Genomic DNA, 17,138 nt, shown 5'->3' on the forward strand with positions numbered 1-17,138 from the left:
GGTCCTATAAATCCGGCGTCGTAGCGTTGTAGTCATCACTGCCTCTGTTTGCGGTGCGGCTCGCTTGCGAGCGGCATGTGCATTGCTCGCTCTGCCGGGCACCGAGCTTCCAGCCCTCGCGAACGCGGCATGGACTGAGTTCGGGGCTGATTGCCTCCGATCAGGCGGCCAACATGCAAAGACTTCGGCGAACTCGCCTACTACTCAGCGTCATGCATCATGTACTTAGAGGTGGGCATGCGATGCAGGAAATCAAATGCGACATTTAGCCTGGATTGACCGACTGGCCGGTCAAGGAACCAAAAAATCGCGCGTCTCGCGCTAATTGCCCTCTGGTCCGCGAACTTGCGCACTCTTTTCGGCGGTATCGCGAAATCGCGCTGCGCCCACCAATACGGTCAGCGCAATAGGCGTGGTTACCACGCCAAGCCCGATGATCAGGATTTCGTGCAGCACGGGCCTGCTCTGAAGTACCGAAAAGCAAACGATTGAAGCAGCTGCAATGAATACGGTGCCCAGCGTTGTCCCGAGCGTCGGCGCGTGGACCCGCTCGTAGAATGTGCCGAACCGCAAAAGGCCCAGCGAACCGACCAGTGTGGCGGCGGCGCCGACAAGAAGGAGAAATGCCGTGAGAGCCGCAGCCCAGGGCGGCAGGTGTTCGATGCCGTTCATTCCATCACCTCGCCGCGCAGCAGAAACTTCGCTAGCGCAACCGTACCAACAAAACCGAAGAGGGCCATGGCCAGAGCCGCCTCGAAATAGAGCGTTTCGCCGGATCGAATCCCGAACGTCAGAAGCAATAACATCGCGTTCACGGACAGCGTGTCGAAACCCAGAACGCGATCCTGTGCTCGCGGCCCCCGAAAGATGCGAGCCGCGCCACAGCCGATAGCCAACACCAGAAGTACCTGTGCGGCGACAAGCGCGTAGATCAGCAAGAGCTGGCTCATTCGAATATCTCCAGCAGATGGCGTTCGTAGCGCTGCTTGATCGTGCGGATCCACTCGGCTTCATCGACCAGGTCGAGAACATGGATCATCAACAAGCCCTTCTGTGCATCGAAATTCACCCACAGCGTTCCGGGCGTCGAGGTGATGATGCAAGCCAACATGGCCAGTCCGTAGGGATTGCGCATGTCGAGCGGAATGTTCACGAACCCGGATTTTCGCTGCCGGCGCCCAAAGCCGAGAATGATCCGGCCAACCGCCAAGTTGGAGCGGATGATATCAATCGCTACCAATCCCAACAGGCGGAGAAGGACGCCGGGTCGCCTGACGTGCGTGCTTGGCAGCTCCAGCACGGTGAGGATCCGCCCGCCGACGAGCGCGATCACACAACCGAGGAGGACATGTCCGACCGTGACTGCTTGATTGAGCAGCAGCCACAATGCGAGAAGACAGAAGCTCACCCGCGGAAAGGGCAGGAATCGCGTCATTCGCCACCCGCCTTTCGGCTGCCTTGGACGCTGATCTCCAGGACGTCGCTGACGTAGCCCGCCGGGGCGTGCAGCGATTGCGCCGTTGCCTGCATGAAACGCATCACCGGACCGGCGAGCACTGTCTGGGTCGCGCAAATGATCAACAGGAACATGATGGGCGCCATTTCGATCAGGCGCACACGCGGCACGGTGCGATCTGGCGAGGCCCAGAAGGAGCGGATACCTGCTCGGGTCAGCGCGACCAACGCCGCAAAACTGGACACGAGGAGCGCCAACAGGAGCGCCCATCCACTGCCGGGAACGGCACCGCCCGGATGCATGTCTGAAGGATGAAGCGCCGCCGTCAGCAGCGCGAATTTGGCTATGAACCCCGACAGCGGCGGAAGCCCGGCGATGACCAGGGCGCATCCGATAAAGGCGACGCCGAGCAATCCCATCGTGGCCACAATGGCCATGCCGACTTCCTCTTCGGTATCGTCCGCACCGTGGTCTTCTCCGTAAGCTTCTCGCGTGACGGCGATCACGTCAGCTCCGGGTTCGCGGCCGCGCTCGATGAGTTCGGCCAGAAGGAAGAACGCGCTGATGCCGAGAGTCGAGCTGACCAGGTAAAACAGTGCTCCGCCGGCGACACTGACTTGCCCGGTCCCGGTGGCTGCCAGCACGGTTCCGGAGGATACGAGCACCGAAAAGCCGCCGAGACGGGCGGTGTCCTGGGATGCCAATGTGCCGATTGCTCCGAAGGCGATCGTCGCCACCCCGCCCCACAACAGCCAGTCACTGCCGAAGCCCGCTGACGCGCCGCTGCCCTCACCGAAAAGCAACAGCGATAGACGCAGGATGATATATACGCCGACCTTGGTCATGATCGCAAAGATCGACGCCACCGGTGGACTCGCAGATGCGTAGGCCGTCGGCAGCCAGAAACACAGAGGCCACATGCCGGCCTTGAGCAGGAAGGCCACGGCCAGCATGCCGGCGCCTGCTTCGAGCAAACCGCGGCTCTCCGCAGCGATTGCAGGTATCCGCGCCGAGAGGTCCGCCATATTGAGCGTCCCGGTGACGCCATAGATCAGGCTGACCCCGATCAGGAACAATAGAGACGCGACCAGATTCACGACGATGTAGTGCAACCCGGCCTTCACCCGTGCAAGACCGGAACCATGCAGCAGAAGTCCGTACGAAGCGGCCAGCAACAACTCGAAGAAGACAAACAGGTTGAAGAGATCGCCGGTCAGGAAGGCACCATTGAGGCCCATCAACAGAAATTGAAAGAGCGGATGAAAATGCGCGCCTGTCCGGTGCCAACGGGCAAGAGAGAACACAACCGACGCCAACGCCAGGATGCTGGTCAGGAGCAGCATGAGCGCGGAGAGCCGATCGAGAACGAGGACAATTCCGAACGGAGCAGGCCAATCGCCCAGGCGATAGACTTCCCTGATTCCGGGGTGACCCGAATCAGACATTCCGAGCAAGATCACCGCGACGCAAACGAGTGCAACCGTTGCGGCGACATTGACCGCAGCCACGATGTTGCGGTGCCGCTCTCCATTCAAGAGCAGCATGCCTGCGCCGGCAAGCAGGGGCAGGACGATAGGCGCAACGACGAGATTTGCGATTCCGCTCACGCCTCGGGCTCCTGACCATCGACGTGATCGGTGCGAGCCAGGCCGCGCGACGCGAGGAGAACGACAAGGAACAACGCCGTCGTCGCAAAACTGATGACGATTGCAGTCAGTACGAGCGCCTGTGGTAGCGGGTCAGCATGTTTCGTTGCATCCCCGATCTCCTTTGCGATCAGCACCGGCGCTCCCGTCCGCACCCGTCCCATGGCCACGATGAAGAGATTGACGGCGTAAGAGAGCAACGAAAGCCCGATGATGACTTGAAACGTGCGCGGCCTGAGGATCAGCCACACTCCGGACGCCGTAAGCGCACCTATGCCGATGGCCAGGCTAAGCTCCATTACACCAACTCCTCTTTCGCTCGCTCATCGTGCGCGCGTTGCCCCGCCTGGAGCGGCACGCCATAGCGACGCAGCGATTGATGCGCGATTGCGATGAGCATCAATACCGTGGCGCCGACGACGAGCGAGAACACACCGATATCGAAGAGAAGAGCGCTGGCCGTGGGGACGCGACCGAGCAGAGGCAGTTCGGCATATGCAAAGTACGAGGTCAGGAAGGGGTGTCCGAAAACGCAGGCGGCAGCTCCCGCACACCCTGCCAGCAAGAGGCCGAAACCCATCCAACGCACCGGCATGACGTGAAGACGAGCTTCCACCCACACCGTGCCGCGAGCCATATACTGCAGGATGAATGCTGTTGCCATGGCGATGCCGGCGATGAAGCCGCCGCCCGGAAGGTCGTGCCCGCGCAAGAGAAGGAAAATGGCCACGACGCCGATCACGGGAAACAGCAGCCCCATCATCAATGCCGCGGTAGCAAGCGTGTCTTTGGCAGTGTCGCCCTTCTGTCGATCGGGATGAGCCTCGTCGTGGGCATCCTGGGCATGCTGCTGTTCGGGAACGGGAATGCTTTCGGGGGCCGGACGGAAACGGCGCAAAAGCGCAAAGACGGTCAGTGCGACGACCGCAAGCACGGTGATCTCGCCGAGCGTATCGAACCCGCGAAAATCCACCAGGATGACGTTCACCACGTTGGTTCCGCCCCCCTTCGTGTAGGCGTTTTCCACGAAGTATCGCGAAATGCTGTGGTTGTCCGGGAGCTGCATGGCCGCCAGCGCAAGCGTGCCCAAACCGAGCCCGGCGAGGAGCGCGATGGAGAAATCGCGAACGCGGTGCCACCGAATGCTGTCGGGCGCCTCTGCCGGGCCTGGTCGCGCGATGCGTTTCGGCAGCCACCGCAAGCCGAGCAACAGGAGAACCGTCGTAACCGTCTCAACGACGATCTGCGTCAGCGCGACATCGGGAGCGGATAACCAGACGAAGCTGACGCAGGTGACGAGACCCGCGGTCCCGAGCAGTATCAGCGCCACCACCCGATGAAATTTGGCCTGGACCGCGGCCGCCACCGCGCAGCCAACGCCCACCACCCAGAGTAGTCCAAAGACGAGGTCGAATTCCCTCCTTGACGGTCCCGTCAGCGAGAGGCCGCGGGCGTAGAGGGGCAGCAGAGCAGCGACGAACGCCACGCCAGCCAACAGTCTCAATTGTGGTTGGAGACGCCTCGTGCCGAGATTGGTGGCGAGCCATCGCGCAAACCGCCAGGACAATGTCACCAACACCCAGTCAAAGATCCGCTTGCCATTGATGCGACCGAGCAAGGGCGGTCCCTCATGCGCGAGCAGGTAGGAGCGCAGCATGACGTAGACGCCCAACCCACCGGCCATCGCTACGATGCTCATCAGAAGTTCAGGCGTAATTCCGTGCCAGAGACGAAGGCTGTACTCCGGCATCGCGGAGCCGAGAACCGCCCGGGCAGCCGTATCGAGGATCGGCGCCACTGTGAGAGCCGGCGCGACACCGACGATGAGGCATGCCAGCACGAGCAGTTCGGCCGGAAGTCGCATCAACAGGGGCGGCTCATGTGGAACGCGTGGCAAGCCGGTTGGAGCCGGGCCGAAGAACACGTCGCGAATGAAGCGCAGCGAATAGGCAACCGTGAACGTGCTGGCGAGAGTGACGATGTACGGCAGCGCCTGATCGACGAGGGAATTGTCATGGACCTCGATCGTCTCGGCAAAAAACATTTCCTTCGACAGAAAACCATTCAGCAACGGCACTCCCGCCATTGCCGCGGCAGCCACCATGGCCAGCGTCGCCGTAATCGGCATGAAGGCCCATAGCCCGCTAAGGCGGCGGATGTCGCGCGTGCCGGTTTCGTGATCGATGATGCCGGCCGCCATGAACAGCGATGCCTTGAAGGTCGCGTGGTTCATGATATGGAAAATCGCCGCGATCTGTCCGAATGGGGTATCGAGTCCGGTCAAAAGCGTGATCAATCCGAGATGGCTGATCGTCGAGTAGGCCAATAGCCCCTTCAGATCCTGCTGGAACACGGCGAGAAAGGCGCCCAGAAAAAACGTGATCAGGCCGATCGAGCCCACCAGCCACAGCCATTCATTCGTTCCACCCATTGCCGGCCAGAGCCGCACTAGAAGGAACACTCCGGCCTTCACCATTGTTGCCGAATGGAGATAAGCTGAAACGGGAGTTGGAGCGGCCATCGCGTGCGGCAGCCAGAAATGAAACGGGAACTGGGCGCTTTTTGTGAGAGCGCCGAGAAGGATTAGAACGAGTGCGGGGACATAAAGCGCGTGCGAACGGATCGCGTTTCCGGAAGCCAGCACCTGCTCCAGGTCATAGCTGCCGACGATGTGCCCGATGAGCAGCACGCCGGCGAAGAGGCAAAGCCCACCCGTCGACGTGATCACCAGCGCCATCCGCGCGCCGTCTCTCGCCGCCGCGTTGTGGTGCCAGTAACTGATCAGCAGGAATGAAAAGAGACTGGTCAGCTCCCAGAAAAAAACCAGTTGGAGCAGGTTGCCGGAGAGCACGATTCCCAGCATTGCTCCCATGAAGGCGAGCAGCAGGGAGAAGAACCGCGGAACGGGATCACTGGGTGACATGTAGTACCGGGCATACAGCACCACCAGAAAACCGATGCCGGTGATCAGCATGGCGAAGGCCCATGCGAACCCGTCAAGCCGCAGCACAAATGCGAGTCCAAGTTCAGCGACCCAGTCCGTTCGCCACCCGACAACGCCACCATTCGTCACGTTCGGATAAGCCGCGCCGATGAGGCAAAAAGCTGTAAGTGCGACCGCTCCAGCGAGCCATGCCTCAGCGTTGCGTGCATTGACCCGCAAAAGTGCCGCAATAAAGCTTCCCGCGAAAGGAAGGACGAGAACGGCAAGCAGGAACATTTGCGTTCATTGCCCCAGGCTGCGAGGTGGAGAGATGCTTTCGCTGATCCTCAATTGCTTAGCCGAGGCGGATCGATATCTCCACTGCTAGATTTTAGCGCCATTGTGATGGTTTGGCCGGAAACCGCCATTCCCGCGGACACTGGCTCCGCGATCGAGCGGTTCAGATCCAGTGTGGAAGGGTGCCAGTCGCGGCGGCAACGACGGCGGCGAGAGCGCCCAGCAACGCACAGAATCCGCAGAGCGCGATCCCCCGCCAGCCACTCATCTCGACCGGCTCGGTGTCCTCAGCTGGGCTGACCTCGAAGCGGTATCGCATGTCATGGCGCCCGTTCAGTGTTCCATCGCCAGGTGCAAGCGATCGATGCCGACTATAATAATGGTTCTGTAGAACTACGGCTCACATTCACGTCAAACCGCCGCCCGGGGCCTACCGGTGCGACAAGAGCGTTCGCCTGCAGCAACGTCAGCCTGTCCATCCCACGCGATGTAATCTTCGACGCACGTTCTTGCGCAGCTGGGTAGACCCGCGTGATTGTTCGATGTCTCACTTCAATGACGCTCCTTGTCTCCTCTCGATATTTCGCGTGTACAGGTGCTGTGCGGTTTCGTCGCAATGTTTCCAGGGAAATGAACCACTATAGTCAGAGCAACATGGCTTATGACATCGACATTGATGCGCGCACCGCGCGTTTTGCTCTTCACGCCGGCCGCCTCCAAGCAGGCGGTTAGCCGGACGGTGTTCGCGCCGTCCGGGCTCTTTTCCAGCTTTCGTGACCTCCACTCGAGAGGTCGTCTTGAAGCAGAAGGAGTGCGCCGTGCTGCCTCTTCCGAAAATCGCACTGACCTCATCAGACTATCCGCGGCTCGAACAGCTCGCCCGCCTCGCCGTCCAAAAAGGAGATTTGGACGGGATATTCCTCATGGGCGAAATCAACCGCGCCGATATCGTCGCGGACGAAACGGACAACGTCCGTCCTTTCGTGACGATCGGATCATGGGTCACCCATTGCACGAATTGGGGCGTTCCGCGTCGCACCGTGCAACTGGTCTGGCCCGAGGAGTGCTGGTCGGATCCCGCCTGCATTTCGGTGTTGACCCCGCTGGGTACAGCTTTGATCGGACTGCGGGTCGGCGATCAGATGCCGTACTTCGTCGCCGGATGTCTGAATGTCGTCAGGGTCCAAAGCCTGACCCCATCGGATTCAAAGGTCGTCCCATTCTTCCGGAGAGGGCCGACGCGGTCAGGCAACCCGTTCGATGACGACCCCGGACCAACTGCAGCATAGGAGCGACCAATGCGCAATTTCGAAGCTGAGAGCCGGCGAGAACAGTCGGCGTTGCCGCCGATCAAGATTACTGAGGACGAATCACGGCGCCTCAGTTCCTTGGCCAATTCGAGCATGGATCTGTTTCCGCGAGTGGCCCATTTTCTGGCTCGAGAGATGGAACGTGCCACGGTGACGGACGAGAACAACTTGCGAGGCGTGATCAGGATGGGATCGAAAGTGACCTATCGCGATGACGAGACGGGTGCGAGCCGAGAGATCGTGCTGGTCTATCCGCATGAGGCAAACATCGAGCTCAGTCGGATTTCGATCCTGACGCCTGTTGGAGCGGCTTTGATCGGCCTATCGCCGGGGCAGCGGATCGACTTCGAGACGCCCCACAAGCGCACCAGGGGCCTGACCGTTCTCGCTGTGTCCGAATAAGGCACGTACGTTAAGTCAGACCGAGCATCGCCGTCTTGCGATGTGGGCGCGTAGTCCCGGGGGCGTCGCGCCCGGATCTGGCCCTTTCGTATGAATTCGACAGCGCACACGCCTTGGTTTCGTAGCGCTGTGGATCACCGCGCCTCTCACTATTGCAGGACTGGTCGCCCAACGACTCTGCGCGGCTTCGATCCATCATAGCGAGTTTGCAACGCGGTGTGTCCCCGGAGGACCGGGGCTCAGGGGGTCATGAAGTCCTTCACGAGGACGTCTCAAGTCGCGGCCGTGCGGTTGATCTACACACTCGCTCTTTGGAAAAGACAGGAACATTCCTGCGATTGCCAAGTTTTCCCGATGCCCTTCCCCAAGGGCGACCCCGAGTGGCCCCAGCTCCATGCCCCCCAATAGCCCCGCGAGCTGGGGCCCGTTTTTTTCTCGAAATTTGGGCTCATAACCGGGAACCAAGAACCACCTCTTTAGTTGGGCATCATTCGGAACCGCGCTCCAATAACGTGGTGCCGACACACGAAGGACCTCAGCTGGCCCAGCCCCGAGCTGAAGCCCTTCTTGTGTCGTGCGCGCATTTTTAAGCCGAATTCGGAACGAATATTCGACCCTTGAATCATTCCACGTCAGCTAAGTGTCGGATGTCCAACCGTGTCGCGCTTAAATCAGTTCGCCCGTGAGGCCGCAGCGGCATTGCTGCGCATGGCAAAAACAACAAAAAATCCCACGGTCGCTGCTGGCTTGGTCCAGCGTGCGGCAGACCTGAAAGACCGCACTGGCGAGCTTCCTGCCATTGATGTCGAGGCCATGGCCGAAGAGCCGCCCAAGCCCTTGACGAAGAACTAAGGCTGCCTCGGTCGGAGAAGGCTTCGTCCACTCCCCTCAGGACTGAGCGGGCGGAGTTCCGGTATTCAGAAGTTGAGCTACGGCGGTCACGATTTGCGCAGGTGCAAATGGCTTGGTCAGCAAGATGCTGTTGGGCACGCCGTGGGCGGGCCATTGATCGGCCGCCGCGCCTGTCATGTAAATCACAGAGATGTCCGGATTTAGCTCCCTGGCGCGATGGCCGACTTGCCAGCCATCGAGCTTTCCGAACAAATTTATATCGGTAACGAGTGCGCGATACTTGGTTTGGTTGCCCTGCAGAAGACTAACTGCATCCTCCCCGCTGACGGCGACTTCGGCTTCAAAGCCGCCATCTGACAATGCGTCGGCCACCATGTCGCGGATAAGCTGTTCGTCTTCGACGACGAGGATAGTAACTCCCGTCCCTTGCATGTGGCCCCCTGCGCACCCCGCTGTGCGATCGGGAAGGAACTCGCGATAAAGAGTTATGTTCCATTTTGAACACAGGGAGCAAGGGTCCCCCGCCCAACGGATGTCAGCTCGACTTCGGGAGTGCAGCTTCTTGCGCAACTTCCCGATCAATTCGCGAAAGCCCGCGACATACTCTTGGAGGATGCGTCACCGGGCCTCGTCGCCCTCGCTGACCAGCCGCACGGCCGCAGGCGGCCCTGATCCAGATCGATCTTTTAACTCTCTCAGGGCTGCGGCGCGTCTTCTGGCGGGCTTGGTGGCGGCAGTCCGTATTCCAAGGCGCGCTTTGCCGCCAGCTTTCTGTAAGCCGCGGCCTGGTTCAACAGCTGAGTTTTGAAGGTCGAATCCTGCTCGCCCGCCGCCAATTTCTCCAGACCGACGGCACGCTCCAGGTATTCGTTCAACAGTTTCATCGCCGCCCCCGGCTTTTTTCGGACCCTTAAAAATCTCACGGCGCGAAAAAAGGTCAAGCGGGGAAGTCCGGCTACCGATCCACTCCCTCAGGGTGAGCGCAGTATGGGAATCCTGGTGCCCGTTGAGGCACCAGGCAGTCAGGGAAGGGATGACGGCTAAGGCCCCAGAGAACGGACGGTGCTACGGTGGCCGCCGCCGGCCAGCGGTCAGGATAGTACCGCTGGTCAGACCCTGGTCATTCAAACTGATCCAGAATCTCTCGCACCTTCAGCGCCAGTTTTGCTTGCGAGATTGGCTTCTCCAGCAGGTTGACACCTTCATCAAGCCTTCCCTGATGGACCACGGCATTACGCGAATAGCCCGTCATGTACAGGATCTTCAGTCCCGGTCTAATTTGATGCGCGCGCCTGCCGAGTTCGCGACCATTGATCCCCGGCATGACCACGTCAGTGAGAAGAAGGTCCACCTTCGAGTCGTCTTGCAGGAGAATGGTCAGAGCGGCCTGAGCGCTGCGGGCCGAGAGGACGCGATAGTTGAGATCCCGCAGGACGTCAGAAATATAGACGCGCAGATCCTCATCGTCCTCGACGACGAGAACGGTCTCGGATAGCTCACCCTCGGCAATTTCCTCAGGTGCGATTTCTTCGGGCCGTGTGCTTCCGGAGAAGCGCGGAAAGTACATCTTGATGGTGGTGCCCTGCCCCACCTCGCTGTAGATTTTTGCGTGGCCTCCGGATTGCTTGACGAAGCCGTAGACCTGGCTCAGGCCAAGGCCGGTGCCGTGGCCCGGCTCCTTTGTCGTAAAGAAGGGCTCAAAAGCGTGACTGAGAACGTCGCGCGACATTCCGCCTCCGGTGTCAGTCACGCAAATGGCGACGTACTGACCGGGCGCCAGTTCAGGATTGAGCCGGCAGTAATCATCGTCGGCGGAGATGTTGGCTGCTTCCAAAGTCAGCTTTCCGCCGTCGGGCATGGCGTCACGAGCGTTGATTGCCAGGTTGACGATGGCTGACTCCAGATGATTGGCGTCGGCTTCGATTTCCCAAAGACCCGCACTTCCGACGGTCTGGACTTCGATGCGCTCTCCGAGCGTGCGCTGAAGGAATTCCTGCAGGCCATTGACGTAGTTGTTTACGTTGATTGGCTTGGGATCGAGCGCTTGTCGGCGCGAAAATGCCAACAAGCGACTGGTTAACGCCGCGGCTCTCTGTGCGCCGCGCTTCGCGTTTGCGAGCGCCCGGTTCAGATTGGCTCCGGGCGCCTTGGCGTGCCGCTCAGCTGTTTCGAGATTGCCAAGGACGATCATGAGCAGATTGTTGAAGTCGTGCGCGATGCCACCGCTGAGTTGCCCCACCGCTTCCAGCTTTTGGGATGCGGCGAGTTGCTCCTGAACGTGCTTGAGCTCGTCCTCGGCGCGCTTCCGGTCCGTAACGTCGCGCGTGACTTTGGCAAACCCGACGATGTTTCCGGCCTCGTCCGTGATGCGATCGATGATGACCGACGCCCAGAAGCGGGAGCCGTCTTTTCGCAAACGCCAGCCTTCCGCCTCGAAGCGACCATGCTCCGCCGCCTCTGAAAGCGCACGCTTGGGCACACCGAGTTCGATGTCTTCGGGCGTGTAAAAAGCGCTAAAATGCTGACCGATGATCTCCGGCGGCGCGTAGCCCTTGATCCGCTCTGCTCCGGGATTCCAGGTTGTCACGTTGCCCAGTGGGTCGAGCTGAAAGATCGCGTAATCGACCACGGCCTCGATTAGCTGGCGATAGCGCCGCTCACTATTGAGAAGCTCTTCATGGGCTTCCTGACGTTCGGTAACATCTCGCGTGACCTTGGCGAAGCCGATCACTTCGCCGGCTTGATTGCGGACGGCATCGATGATGACCGATGCCCAGAAACGGCTTCCGTCCTTGCGGACTCTCCATCCTTCGGCGCTGAAGCGGCCTTCTCGTGCTGCGACGCTCAAGGCGCGCTCTGGAAGCCCATTGGTGCGATCATCTGGCGTATAGAAGGATGCGAACGACTTGCCGATGATTTCGTCGGGCGAGTAGCCCTTCAACCGCTGGGCACCGGAGTTCCAGCTGCGGACTGTGCCGTCGAGGTCGATCATGTAGATGGCGTAATCAACGATTGCGTCGATGAGCAGTTGAAGGCGCGCAGTATCGTCGATCCCGTCAAGTTTTGACTGATGGGCTTGCAAATGGTCGACTCCGGTGTCGGGGGAGACCGTTTAACCGCGAAGTCTTTTTATTGTTCCGTGGTGCTGCTTCGTGCGTTGCATGCCTCTGTCGGAATCTGGATCTCAGTTGCACCACTGAGGGAGCGAGGATCTTAACCATCAGGCGGCGCTCCGATCAGTGCTCCTCGGTCGGATACACTCATTTGCAGGGTGTGATGCTTCGCGTTGCGGTCAGCTTGATCCAGTGGACGGGCGGCGCCGAACGTTCCTTTCAGCATGACCGGCACTCCAGCGACGCCTCCAGCTTCCAGATCAGCGGATCGCTTGTGCGGCAGAGACGAGCATGATAGAAAAGGCCATCGGGTCAAACACAACCGCCCGACCAGCTTTCGAGCCAAGCGTTGTTTCGCTCCATTATGGAGGTGAAACATGTCTTGCGACAGCACCACTGGCTCAATCGGCACATCCAGCGCAGCCTTCGTTCCTTCTCCAAGCCCTGCATGGTTCTGGAAACTCACGCTCGCGCTGCTGGACGGCATCACACGGCGCCGCCAATACGACGAGCTTCTCGAACTGGATGACCGGCTTCTCGCGGACATCGGCTTGTCGAGAACAATCGTTGGGGAAGCTCGACGGTGTTACTTCTCAGGTTGGCGCGACAAATCGGATATTGTCGATTCCTGTCGGTGAGCGCCCCACACCTGCGCGTGCGAAGGCGGCGCGTCTGCTTGTCCCTGTGGATCAGACGGCCGCCAGGCTCGTGAAAGGCCGAAGGACTTTTTGACCGCGATCTTGACGTCTTCTCAGAAGTCCAGCTTGTCGCGTATGGCATCAATTCCGGCTTTCGCGCACGCTTCGTCCGCGTCACCGCCCGGCGCGCCGGACACGCCGACCGCTCCGACCAGGGAGCCGCCGGCTTCAACGATCAGTCCTCCGGCAATGACGACCGCTCCGGGAAGGTTGCGAATGCCCGCCTGCATCATCCCCGGCTGGCTGATCGCATTGAGCTCGGTCGTGCTGGTCTTGAACGAGGCTGCTGTCCACGCCTTGCCTGCTGCCGTCGAGGGCGTGTGAGGGCCTGCAAAGCGATCGCGCAACATCACTTGCGTGACGCCGAAGCGATCGACGACGGCAACTGCAACCTGGTATCCACGGGTGCGGCAGTTCGCCAACGCAGCGCGCGCAAGATCGAGCGCCAGTTCTGGACCGAGCGATTTGTAGGCGACCAGACCTTCCTCCGCCCGTACTGGGCAGATGGACGCAATCAGCAGGGCCGTCGCGACCGACAGGCATCGAACGTTCATGGCAATCTCCGGCATAGGTGACCAAAGGCCTATTTGCTCTCACCATATGTCAGATCATCGAACAGGGTCACGCTATCTGCCTTGGTCCACAGGCCGATCATGCCCGCGTCCGGAATGGTGGCGTCTTCCACCTCGAACAATTGCTTTCCGTCATAGCTCACCTTGAACCGACTTCCTGCAAAGTCGCAGCGCAGCAGGTGCCATTGCCCGGACGACACCGGCGCGCTGACGCCATAGCCGCCTCTGCGACCCACGATCTCGAGCGACATTCGAACGCCATTGATCGTCTTGTAGAGAACGACATTGTCCTCCAGCGCGTTAGCCCGGACCACGTAGTAATTGTCGGCATCCTTCGCACGCCAAATGACTCCCGCGGCGCGATCCTCGGAGCCGGCAACGGCCTTGAATTTCACCTCGACGAAGCCGTCACGGATGGACGTATCGCGCTTGATGGCGAGGGGAAACGTCGCCCGTCCGGATTGCTTGAGAACGTTCGGCTTGCTTGGCGCCGTAGCCTCGGCCTCGACGGTCCATTTCGGCTGTCCCTTGCCGGTCATCGTCAAAGTCCACCCGTCGGGCGAAGTTCCGACAGCAGCGCTGTCGAAATTCAGGGTCTCGGCCATGGCATTTCCTCCCATCAACAAAGCCAGCATGGATGGCAGCGCAAGCCTGGCCCATGCAGAAGATTGAATTCGCGCGCGGCCTGCCGCGCTCGATCTGCACTCATCACTCATCGGAGAATGCGAGGAGGCCCCCGTGAAGACGCGGCGCGTCTTCGGATCGAACGCGGCGTGATCGAAATCGCTGTTCAGTCCGTTCGGGATGGCGATGGCGCCCAGTCGCTTCAATAGCATGATGCCCTTATCGATCAGCGGAAAAAGGGAGGGTCGAGACGACCAGCGAGAGCCCCGCCAACAGCAACAGTGCCAACACAGCCTTGCGAAAGGTCTCGTCCTGGATGGTCCCGAACATCTTGAAGCCGGACCAAAGGCCGGCGACCATGAAGGGAACGCCCAACGCGTACAGCACCAGTGTTTCCCTGGTAATGGAGCCGGCCGCTGCCTGGGACAAGGAGATGACCACGAAGGCGATGAACAGCACCGGCTGAAACACGGCCCGCTGCAAATCCTTCGGCCAACCGCGCCATTGGCACGATATCGTGGAGATCACGCCGCCGAGCCCCGTCAACCCGCCAAGCATCCCATTCGAGATGCCTATTGCGATGTCTGCTCCGGTGCCGATTCTCATGGGCGCGAACACAGGGCGCGCCAAGCCGTAAATGGAGTAAATCATCAACAACACACCGACTCCGAACCTCAGATAGAGGGGATTGAGATAGACGAGAATTTCAACGCCAATCGGAATGCCGATGACTGTTCCAAGCGCGAGAGGCCATGCCTTGCGCAGATCCAGGACATGTCGCAGCCTATAAATGCCGTAGCCTTGGGTGAGCAGACCGTACCCCGCGATCAAAGTGGCGGTCTGGATCGGCGTGATGATGTGCAGCCAGACACCAGAGACGACCAGGCCCATCGCGAAGCCAGAGAAGCCGCTGACGAAGCCACCGGCAAGGGCGGCAAGAGCAAAGATAGCGAAGCCAAGTGCGTCCATATGATCGTCCCCGGATCGAGGTGGCGAGCGCTTGGATGGGACTCCATCTCACGGGGAGGTCTCGGTATCCCCGAATCGTCAGTTGTTATGTCAGATGCTTCGCTCGCCCATCGAATAGCTTCGAAGCGTGCCGTCCTGGTCGTAGACGAAGCGATAATGGACTTCGTCCGACATGCCGCGGATTCGACTCGGGTCGCACGACAGCGGCTTCATGACGTAGGTCATGGCAGTCCTCCGTTGAGATCACGGATGAATTTCGAGTTGGATGGTTCACGATCGCTGCCCGCCCGGCAGAGTCCGTCGGCACGGTGATCCCACCGCCGACAGCGAGGCCCTGGCGGGCGCGAGACGGATAAAGCGGCTTGGAGAGGGGATCGGAAAACGGAAGACATGCAGCGTCCTTGTCGAAACCGGGACGCGATTCTTGGGCATGTCGCCTCGCGGGGAGATCGCTTCCCCGTGAGGCAAATATTACGCGCCGGTCGAATTTGTCAATGCCGTCGAAGCTTTGTTTCTAACCACTAGACGGCGCGGATCCGACCAAGCTTCTCGTCACCTGCTGGTGCTCGTGATCGTGTCACCCATATATGTCGCTGTCGGCTTGGACCGCAGAGGATTCGATTTTGTCTCAACGACGCTCGGCGTTGTCTGGCCGGGCCCGCCAATCACGTCCCACCGTTTGATGATCCTGATCCGATTGATTGGCTCGGCCGGCGCGATCGCCATCGGTGCCGCCTTGCGCCTTCCAATCACGTTCGATCTTAACGTCTTCGGCGTTCTTCCTGTCTTGGTCTCGGGCCTGTTCAGCTTGCTCGGGAGTTCGATCCGGCTGCACCGGAACGGTCGCCTGCGCCTGACGTGCAGGAGCCGTCTCGTCGGCGCGTGAGGGACTGAGCGTACAAGACAGTAATACTGCCGCGGTGATCACTAGGACACGCATGCCTACCTCCTCCGTTCGTAGAACGGTAACGACCGATACAAGCTTGGGTTCGGAACGGTCGGAGCCGTTTCAGTGCTGCAATGCGATACTTGCGCGTGAATTTGGCCGGCTCGCATTTCACCGAACCTCTTCGCGCGCAGCTCCCGCCTCGCATCAGCTCTTCGTGCTCGCCGTCTTGTCGAGCGCCGCGCGGAGGCCTTCGGCAAGCTTGACGGCATCGTCGTTGGCCCAGAAGTGCATGAAGAAGAGCCGAGGCTGTTCGTCCAGCATGTGGCTGTGCAGCGCGGTCACCTCGATGCCGTGCGTCCGAAGCGCGAGGATGACCTGGTTCACTTCGTCGCTGGTCAGCACGAAGTCGCCCGTGATGGCCGCCCTACCCGCGCCCGTCGGCTGGAAGTTGATGGCGATTGCGACACCCATGGCGGCGACGGGCGTCAACAGCATGCCGTCCTCCGTGATGGGGTCGCGCCGCTTCACGTTGAACTGGTAGACGCCGCCGTTCGCCTGCCCCTTGACGCCGATGATCTGGTCGAGCTTCGCCGTGTCGAGGTCGATGGCGGGCGGCGGATTCGCCGGCGCCGTGACCGTCAGCGGGGTCTTGCTTTCGGCCAGGGCATCATGGATCGCCGCGGCCAGCTTGACCGGGTCGCCATGTCCGGCGACGTGCATGTAGAACGTCGCCGGGCTCGCACGCAGCAGATGATTGTGCACGGCGGTGATCTCGAGCCCGCTCGCGATCATCTTCGCCATCACCGGATTGATCTCGGTTTCGAGCAGCACAAGATCGCCCATGACCATGGCGCCGCCATGCGCAGGCTTGAACGCGATCCAGCCACCGAGCGCCAGCGCCGGCTTGATCGCGACGCCGTCCAATGTCACGGAGAGATCGGTGCGGGGAAAGCCGAAACGGCGGACGTCGTCCGAGACGGCGGGCTTGCGGCCCAGGGTCTCGTCCACCTTCTGCCAGTCGGCATCCTGGGCATATGCCGGGATGAAGGGGCCGAAGCGAAATGCAAGAAGGCAGACGCCAATGCCGACCACGGCCCAGATGATTCTTTTCATCGTGCTACTCCTCGGCTTAGTTTCGCTCTTTAACCCGACCACTGCTGTCGACGACCAGCGTCACCGCCTTGCCGTTCTTCACCGCCTTGGCGGTGACGCCTTCAGCCGTCGACTTGATATCGCTGACTTGCGCGTAGCCGGCCGCCTGGATCTTGGCGACCAACTCCTCCTGTGTCAGAGCGTGCGCGCTCGACAGCACGCCCGCGATCGCAAGCAACAGGACCGTGCGGAAGATTGCTCGTGTTCGCATGATCATTCTCCTGGTCTTGTCCTG

The 17,138-nt window shown here is 60.4% G+C and carries 21 protein-coding genes; 4 read left to right on the forward strand and 17 right to left on the reverse strand.

Going from position 1 to position 17,138, the window contains the following annotated elements; genetic code table 11:
- Positions 1-321: 321 nt before the first annotated feature.
- From mnhG to IVB07_RS25695, 7 genes are all read right to left on the reverse strand, one after another.
- Positions 322-672: a monovalent cation/H(+) antiporter subunit G gene (gene mnhG, locus IVB07_RS25665; protein WP_018458532.1), complete on the reverse strand. Its 351-nt coding sequence runs from the start codon at positions 670-672 to the stop codon at positions 322-324.
- Positions 669-950, reverse strand: a complete 282-nt coding sequence (locus tag IVB07_RS25670) for a K+/H+ antiporter subunit F (RefSeq protein WP_018458531.1) — start codon at positions 948-950, stop codon at positions 669-671. Before IVB07_RS25670 ends, mnhG begins: the two co-directional genes overlap by 4 nt.
- The gene (locus IVB07_RS25675; protein WP_018458530.1) at positions 947-1,435 is read right to left on the reverse strand and encodes a Na+/H+ antiporter subunit E; all 489 of its coding nucleotides are present in this window, start codon (positions 1,433-1,435) and stop codon (positions 947-949) included. The genes IVB07_RS25670 and IVB07_RS25675 overlap by 4 nt, the downstream gene beginning before the upstream one ends.
- A complete protein-coding gene (locus IVB07_RS25680; protein ID WP_018458529.1) occupies positions 1,432-3,063 on the reverse strand; it encodes a monovalent cation/H+ antiporter subunit D in 1,632 nt (543 codons plus the stop codon). Before IVB07_RS25680 ends, IVB07_RS25675 begins: the two co-directional genes overlap by 4 nt.
- The gene (locus tag IVB07_RS25685) at positions 3,060-3,401 is read right to left on the reverse strand and encodes a Na+/H+ antiporter subunit C (RefSeq protein WP_018458528.1); all 342 of its coding nucleotides are present in this window, start codon (positions 3,399-3,401) and stop codon (positions 3,060-3,062) included. The genes IVB07_RS25680 and IVB07_RS25685 overlap by 4 nt, the downstream gene beginning before the upstream one ends.
- Entirely contained in the window at positions 3,401-6,322 is a 2,922-nt protein-coding gene (locus tag IVB07_RS25690) for a monovalent cation/H+ antiporter subunit A (RefSeq protein ID WP_018458527.1), read from the reverse strand. Before IVB07_RS25690 ends, IVB07_RS25685 begins: the two co-directional genes overlap by 1 nt.
- Positions 6,323-6,485: 163 nt before the next feature.
- Positions 6,486-6,641 carry a hypothetical protein gene (locus IVB07_RS25695; RefSeq protein ID WP_018458526.1) on the reverse strand — a complete coding sequence of 52 codons (156 nt, stop codon included), beginning with the start codon at positions 6,639-6,641 and terminating at the stop codon, positions 6,486-6,488.
- Positions 6,642-7,119: 478 nt separating this feature from the next.
- Here IVB07_RS25695 and IVB07_RS25700 point away from each other — a divergent pair, with 478 nt between their 5' ends.
- The 3 genes from IVB07_RS25700 (at position 7,120) to IVB07_RS25710 (ending at position 8,886) form a co-directional block, all read left to right on the forward strand.
- Positions 7,120-7,611 (forward strand): GreA/GreB family elongation factor, encoded by a 492-nt coding sequence (locus IVB07_RS25700; protein ID WP_018458525.1) that lies wholly within the window; start codon positions 7,120-7,122, stop codon positions 7,609-7,611.
- Between the two features lie 9 nt (positions 7,612-7,620).
- The gene (gene rnk, locus IVB07_RS25705; protein ID WP_247766740.1) at positions 7,621-8,034 is read left to right on the forward strand and encodes a nucleoside diphosphate kinase regulator; all 414 of its coding nucleotides are present in this window, start codon (positions 7,621-7,623) and stop codon (positions 8,032-8,034) included.
- A gap of 657 nt (positions 8,035-8,691) precedes the next feature.
- On the forward strand, positions 8,692-8,886 hold the full coding sequence (locus tag IVB07_RS25710) for a hypothetical protein (RefSeq protein ID WP_026233604.1): 195 nt from the start codon (positions 8,692-8,694) through the stop codon (positions 8,884-8,886).
- Positions 8,887-8,922: 36 nt separating this feature from the next.
- On the opposite strand, the gene IVB07_RS25715 is transcribed toward IVB07_RS25710, so the two are convergent.
- From IVB07_RS25715 to IVB07_RS25725, 3 genes are all read right to left on the reverse strand, one after another.
- Complete coding sequence (locus IVB07_RS25715; RefSeq protein WP_085352290.1) at positions 8,923-9,318, reverse strand: response regulator; 396 nt, start codon at positions 9,316-9,318, stop codon at positions 8,923-8,925.
- Positions 9,319-9,581: 263 nt separating this feature from the next.
- On the reverse strand, positions 9,582-9,770 hold the full coding sequence (locus tag IVB07_RS25720; protein ID WP_247363431.1) for a hypothetical protein: 189 nt from the start codon (positions 9,768-9,770) through the stop codon (positions 9,582-9,584).
- A 236-nt stretch (positions 9,771-10,006) separates the two neighbouring features.
- Positions 10,007-11,968, reverse strand: coding sequence for a PAS domain-containing sensor histidine kinase (locus IVB07_RS25725; protein WP_247300173.1), 1,962 nt, complete (start codon positions 11,966-11,968; stop codon positions 10,007-10,009).
- Positions 11,969-12,376: 408 nt separating this feature from the next.
- Between IVB07_RS25725 and IVB07_RS25730 the strand changes: the two genes are divergently transcribed.
- Positions 12,377-12,637, forward strand: coding sequence for a DUF1127 domain-containing protein (locus IVB07_RS25730; RefSeq protein ID WP_083926524.1), 261 nt, complete (start codon positions 12,377-12,379; stop codon positions 12,635-12,637).
- A gap of 113 nt (positions 12,638-12,750) precedes the next feature.
- Here IVB07_RS25730 and IVB07_RS25735 read toward each other — a convergent pair whose 3' ends face one another.
- From IVB07_RS25735 to IVB07_RS25760, 7 genes are all read right to left on the reverse strand, one after another.
- The gene (locus tag IVB07_RS25735; RefSeq protein WP_026233603.1) at positions 12,751-13,251 is read right to left on the reverse strand and encodes a heme-binding protein; all 501 of its coding nucleotides are present in this window, start codon (positions 13,249-13,251) and stop codon (positions 12,751-12,753) included.
- 29 nt (positions 13,252-13,280) lie between these two features.
- Positions 13,281-13,874, reverse strand: a complete 594-nt coding sequence (locus tag IVB07_RS25740; RefSeq protein WP_039800453.1) for a hypothetical protein — start codon at positions 13,872-13,874, stop codon at positions 13,281-13,283.
- A gap of 238 nt (positions 13,875-14,112) precedes the next feature.
- On the reverse strand, positions 14,113-14,862 hold the full coding sequence (locus IVB07_RS25745) for a sulfite exporter TauE/SafE family protein (RefSeq protein ID WP_018458517.1): 750 nt from the start codon (positions 14,860-14,862) through the stop codon (positions 14,113-14,115).
- Between the two features lie 90 nt (positions 14,863-14,952).
- Positions 14,953-15,087, reverse strand: coding sequence for a hypothetical protein (locus IVB07_RS40460; protein ID WP_018458516.1), 135 nt, complete (start codon positions 15,085-15,087; stop codon positions 14,953-14,955).
- 403 nt (positions 15,088-15,490) lie between these two features.
- Positions 15,491-15,802, reverse strand: coding sequence for a conotoxin (locus IVB07_RS25750; RefSeq protein WP_240543400.1), 312 nt, complete (start codon positions 15,800-15,802; stop codon positions 15,491-15,493).
- Between the two features lie 153 nt (positions 15,803-15,955).
- Positions 15,956-16,864 (reverse strand): DUF1259 domain-containing protein, encoded by a 909-nt coding sequence (locus tag IVB07_RS25755; RefSeq protein ID WP_018458514.1) that lies wholly within the window; start codon positions 16,862-16,864, stop codon positions 15,956-15,958.
- Positions 16,865-16,880: 16 nt separating this feature from the next.
- Positions 16,881-17,114: a hypothetical protein gene (locus tag IVB07_RS25760; RefSeq protein ID WP_026233600.1), complete on the reverse strand. Its 234-nt coding sequence runs from the start codon at positions 17,112-17,114 to the stop codon at positions 16,881-16,883.
- Between the last annotated feature and the right edge of the window lie 24 nt (positions 17,115-17,138).

Origin of the sequence: Bradyrhizobium sp. 172, from assembly GCF_023101065.1 — a bacterium.
Lineage (GTDB): Bacteria > Pseudomonadota > Alphaproteobacteria > Rhizobiales > Xanthobacteraceae > Bradyrhizobium > Bradyrhizobium canariense_D.

Excerpts from the sequence above, each read along its gene's own strand:
- mnhG (WP_018458532.1), bottom strand. The coding sequence starts at position 672 with ATGAACGGCATCGAACACCTGCCGCCCTGGGCTGCGGCTCTCACGGCA.
- IVB07_RS25670 (WP_018458531.1), bottom strand. The coding sequence starts at position 950 with ATGAGCCAGCTCTTGCTGATCTACGCGCTTGTCGCCGCACAGGTACTT.
- IVB07_RS25675 (WP_018458530.1), bottom strand. The coding sequence starts at position 1,435 with ATGACGCGATTCCTGCCCTTTCCGCGGGTGAGCTTCTGTCTTCTCGCA.
- IVB07_RS25685 (WP_018458528.1), bottom strand. The coding sequence starts at position 3,401 with ATGGAGCTTAGCCTGGCCATCGGCATAGGTGCGCTTACGGCGTCCGGA.
- IVB07_RS25690 (WP_018458527.1), bottom strand. The coding sequence starts at position 6,322 with ATGTTCCTGCTTGCCGTTCTCGTCCTTCCTTTCGCGGGAAGCTTTATT.
- IVB07_RS25695 (WP_018458526.1), bottom strand. The coding sequence starts at position 6,641 with ATGCGATACCGCTTCGAGGTCAGCCCAGCTGAGGACACCGAGCCGGTC.
- rnk (WP_247766740.1), top strand. The coding sequence starts at position 7,621 with ATGCGCAATTTCGAAGCTGAGAGCCGGCGAGAACAGTCGGCGTTGCCG.
- IVB07_RS25715 (WP_085352290.1), bottom strand. The coding sequence starts at position 9,318 with ATGCAAGGGACGGGAGTTACTATCCTCGTCGTCGAAGACGAACAGCTT.
- IVB07_RS25720 (WP_247363431.1), bottom strand. The coding sequence starts at position 9,770 with ATGAAACTGTTGAACGAATACCTGGAGCGTGCCGTCGGTCTGGAGAAA.
- IVB07_RS25730 (WP_083926524.1), top strand. The coding sequence starts at position 12,377 with ATGTCTTGCGACAGCACCACTGGCTCAATCGGCACATCCAGCGCAGCC.
- IVB07_RS25735 (WP_026233603.1), bottom strand. The coding sequence starts at position 13,251 with ATGAACGTTCGATGCCTGTCGGTCGCGACGGCCCTGCTGATTGCGTCC.
- IVB07_RS25740 (WP_039800453.1), bottom strand. The coding sequence starts at position 13,874 with ATGGCCGAGACCCTGAATTTCGACAGCGCTGCTGTCGGAACTTCGCCC.
- IVB07_RS25745 (WP_018458517.1), bottom strand. The coding sequence starts at position 14,862 with ATGGACGCACTTGGCTTCGCTATCTTTGCTCTTGCCGCCCTTGCCGGT.
- IVB07_RS40460 (WP_018458516.1), bottom strand. The coding sequence starts at position 15,087 with ATGACCTACGTCATGAAGCCGCTGTCGTGCGACCCGAGTCGAATCCGC.
- IVB07_RS25750 (WP_240543400.1), bottom strand. The coding sequence starts at position 15,802 with ATGCGTGTCCTAGTGATCACCGCGGCAGTATTACTGTCTTGTACGCTC.
- IVB07_RS25755 (WP_018458514.1), bottom strand. The coding sequence starts at position 16,864 with ATGAAAAGAATCATCTGGGCCGTGGTCGGCATTGGCGTCTGCCTTCTT.
- IVB07_RS25760 (WP_026233600.1), bottom strand. The coding sequence starts at position 17,114 with ATGCGAACACGAGCAATCTTCCGCACGGTCCTGTTGCTTGCGATCGCG.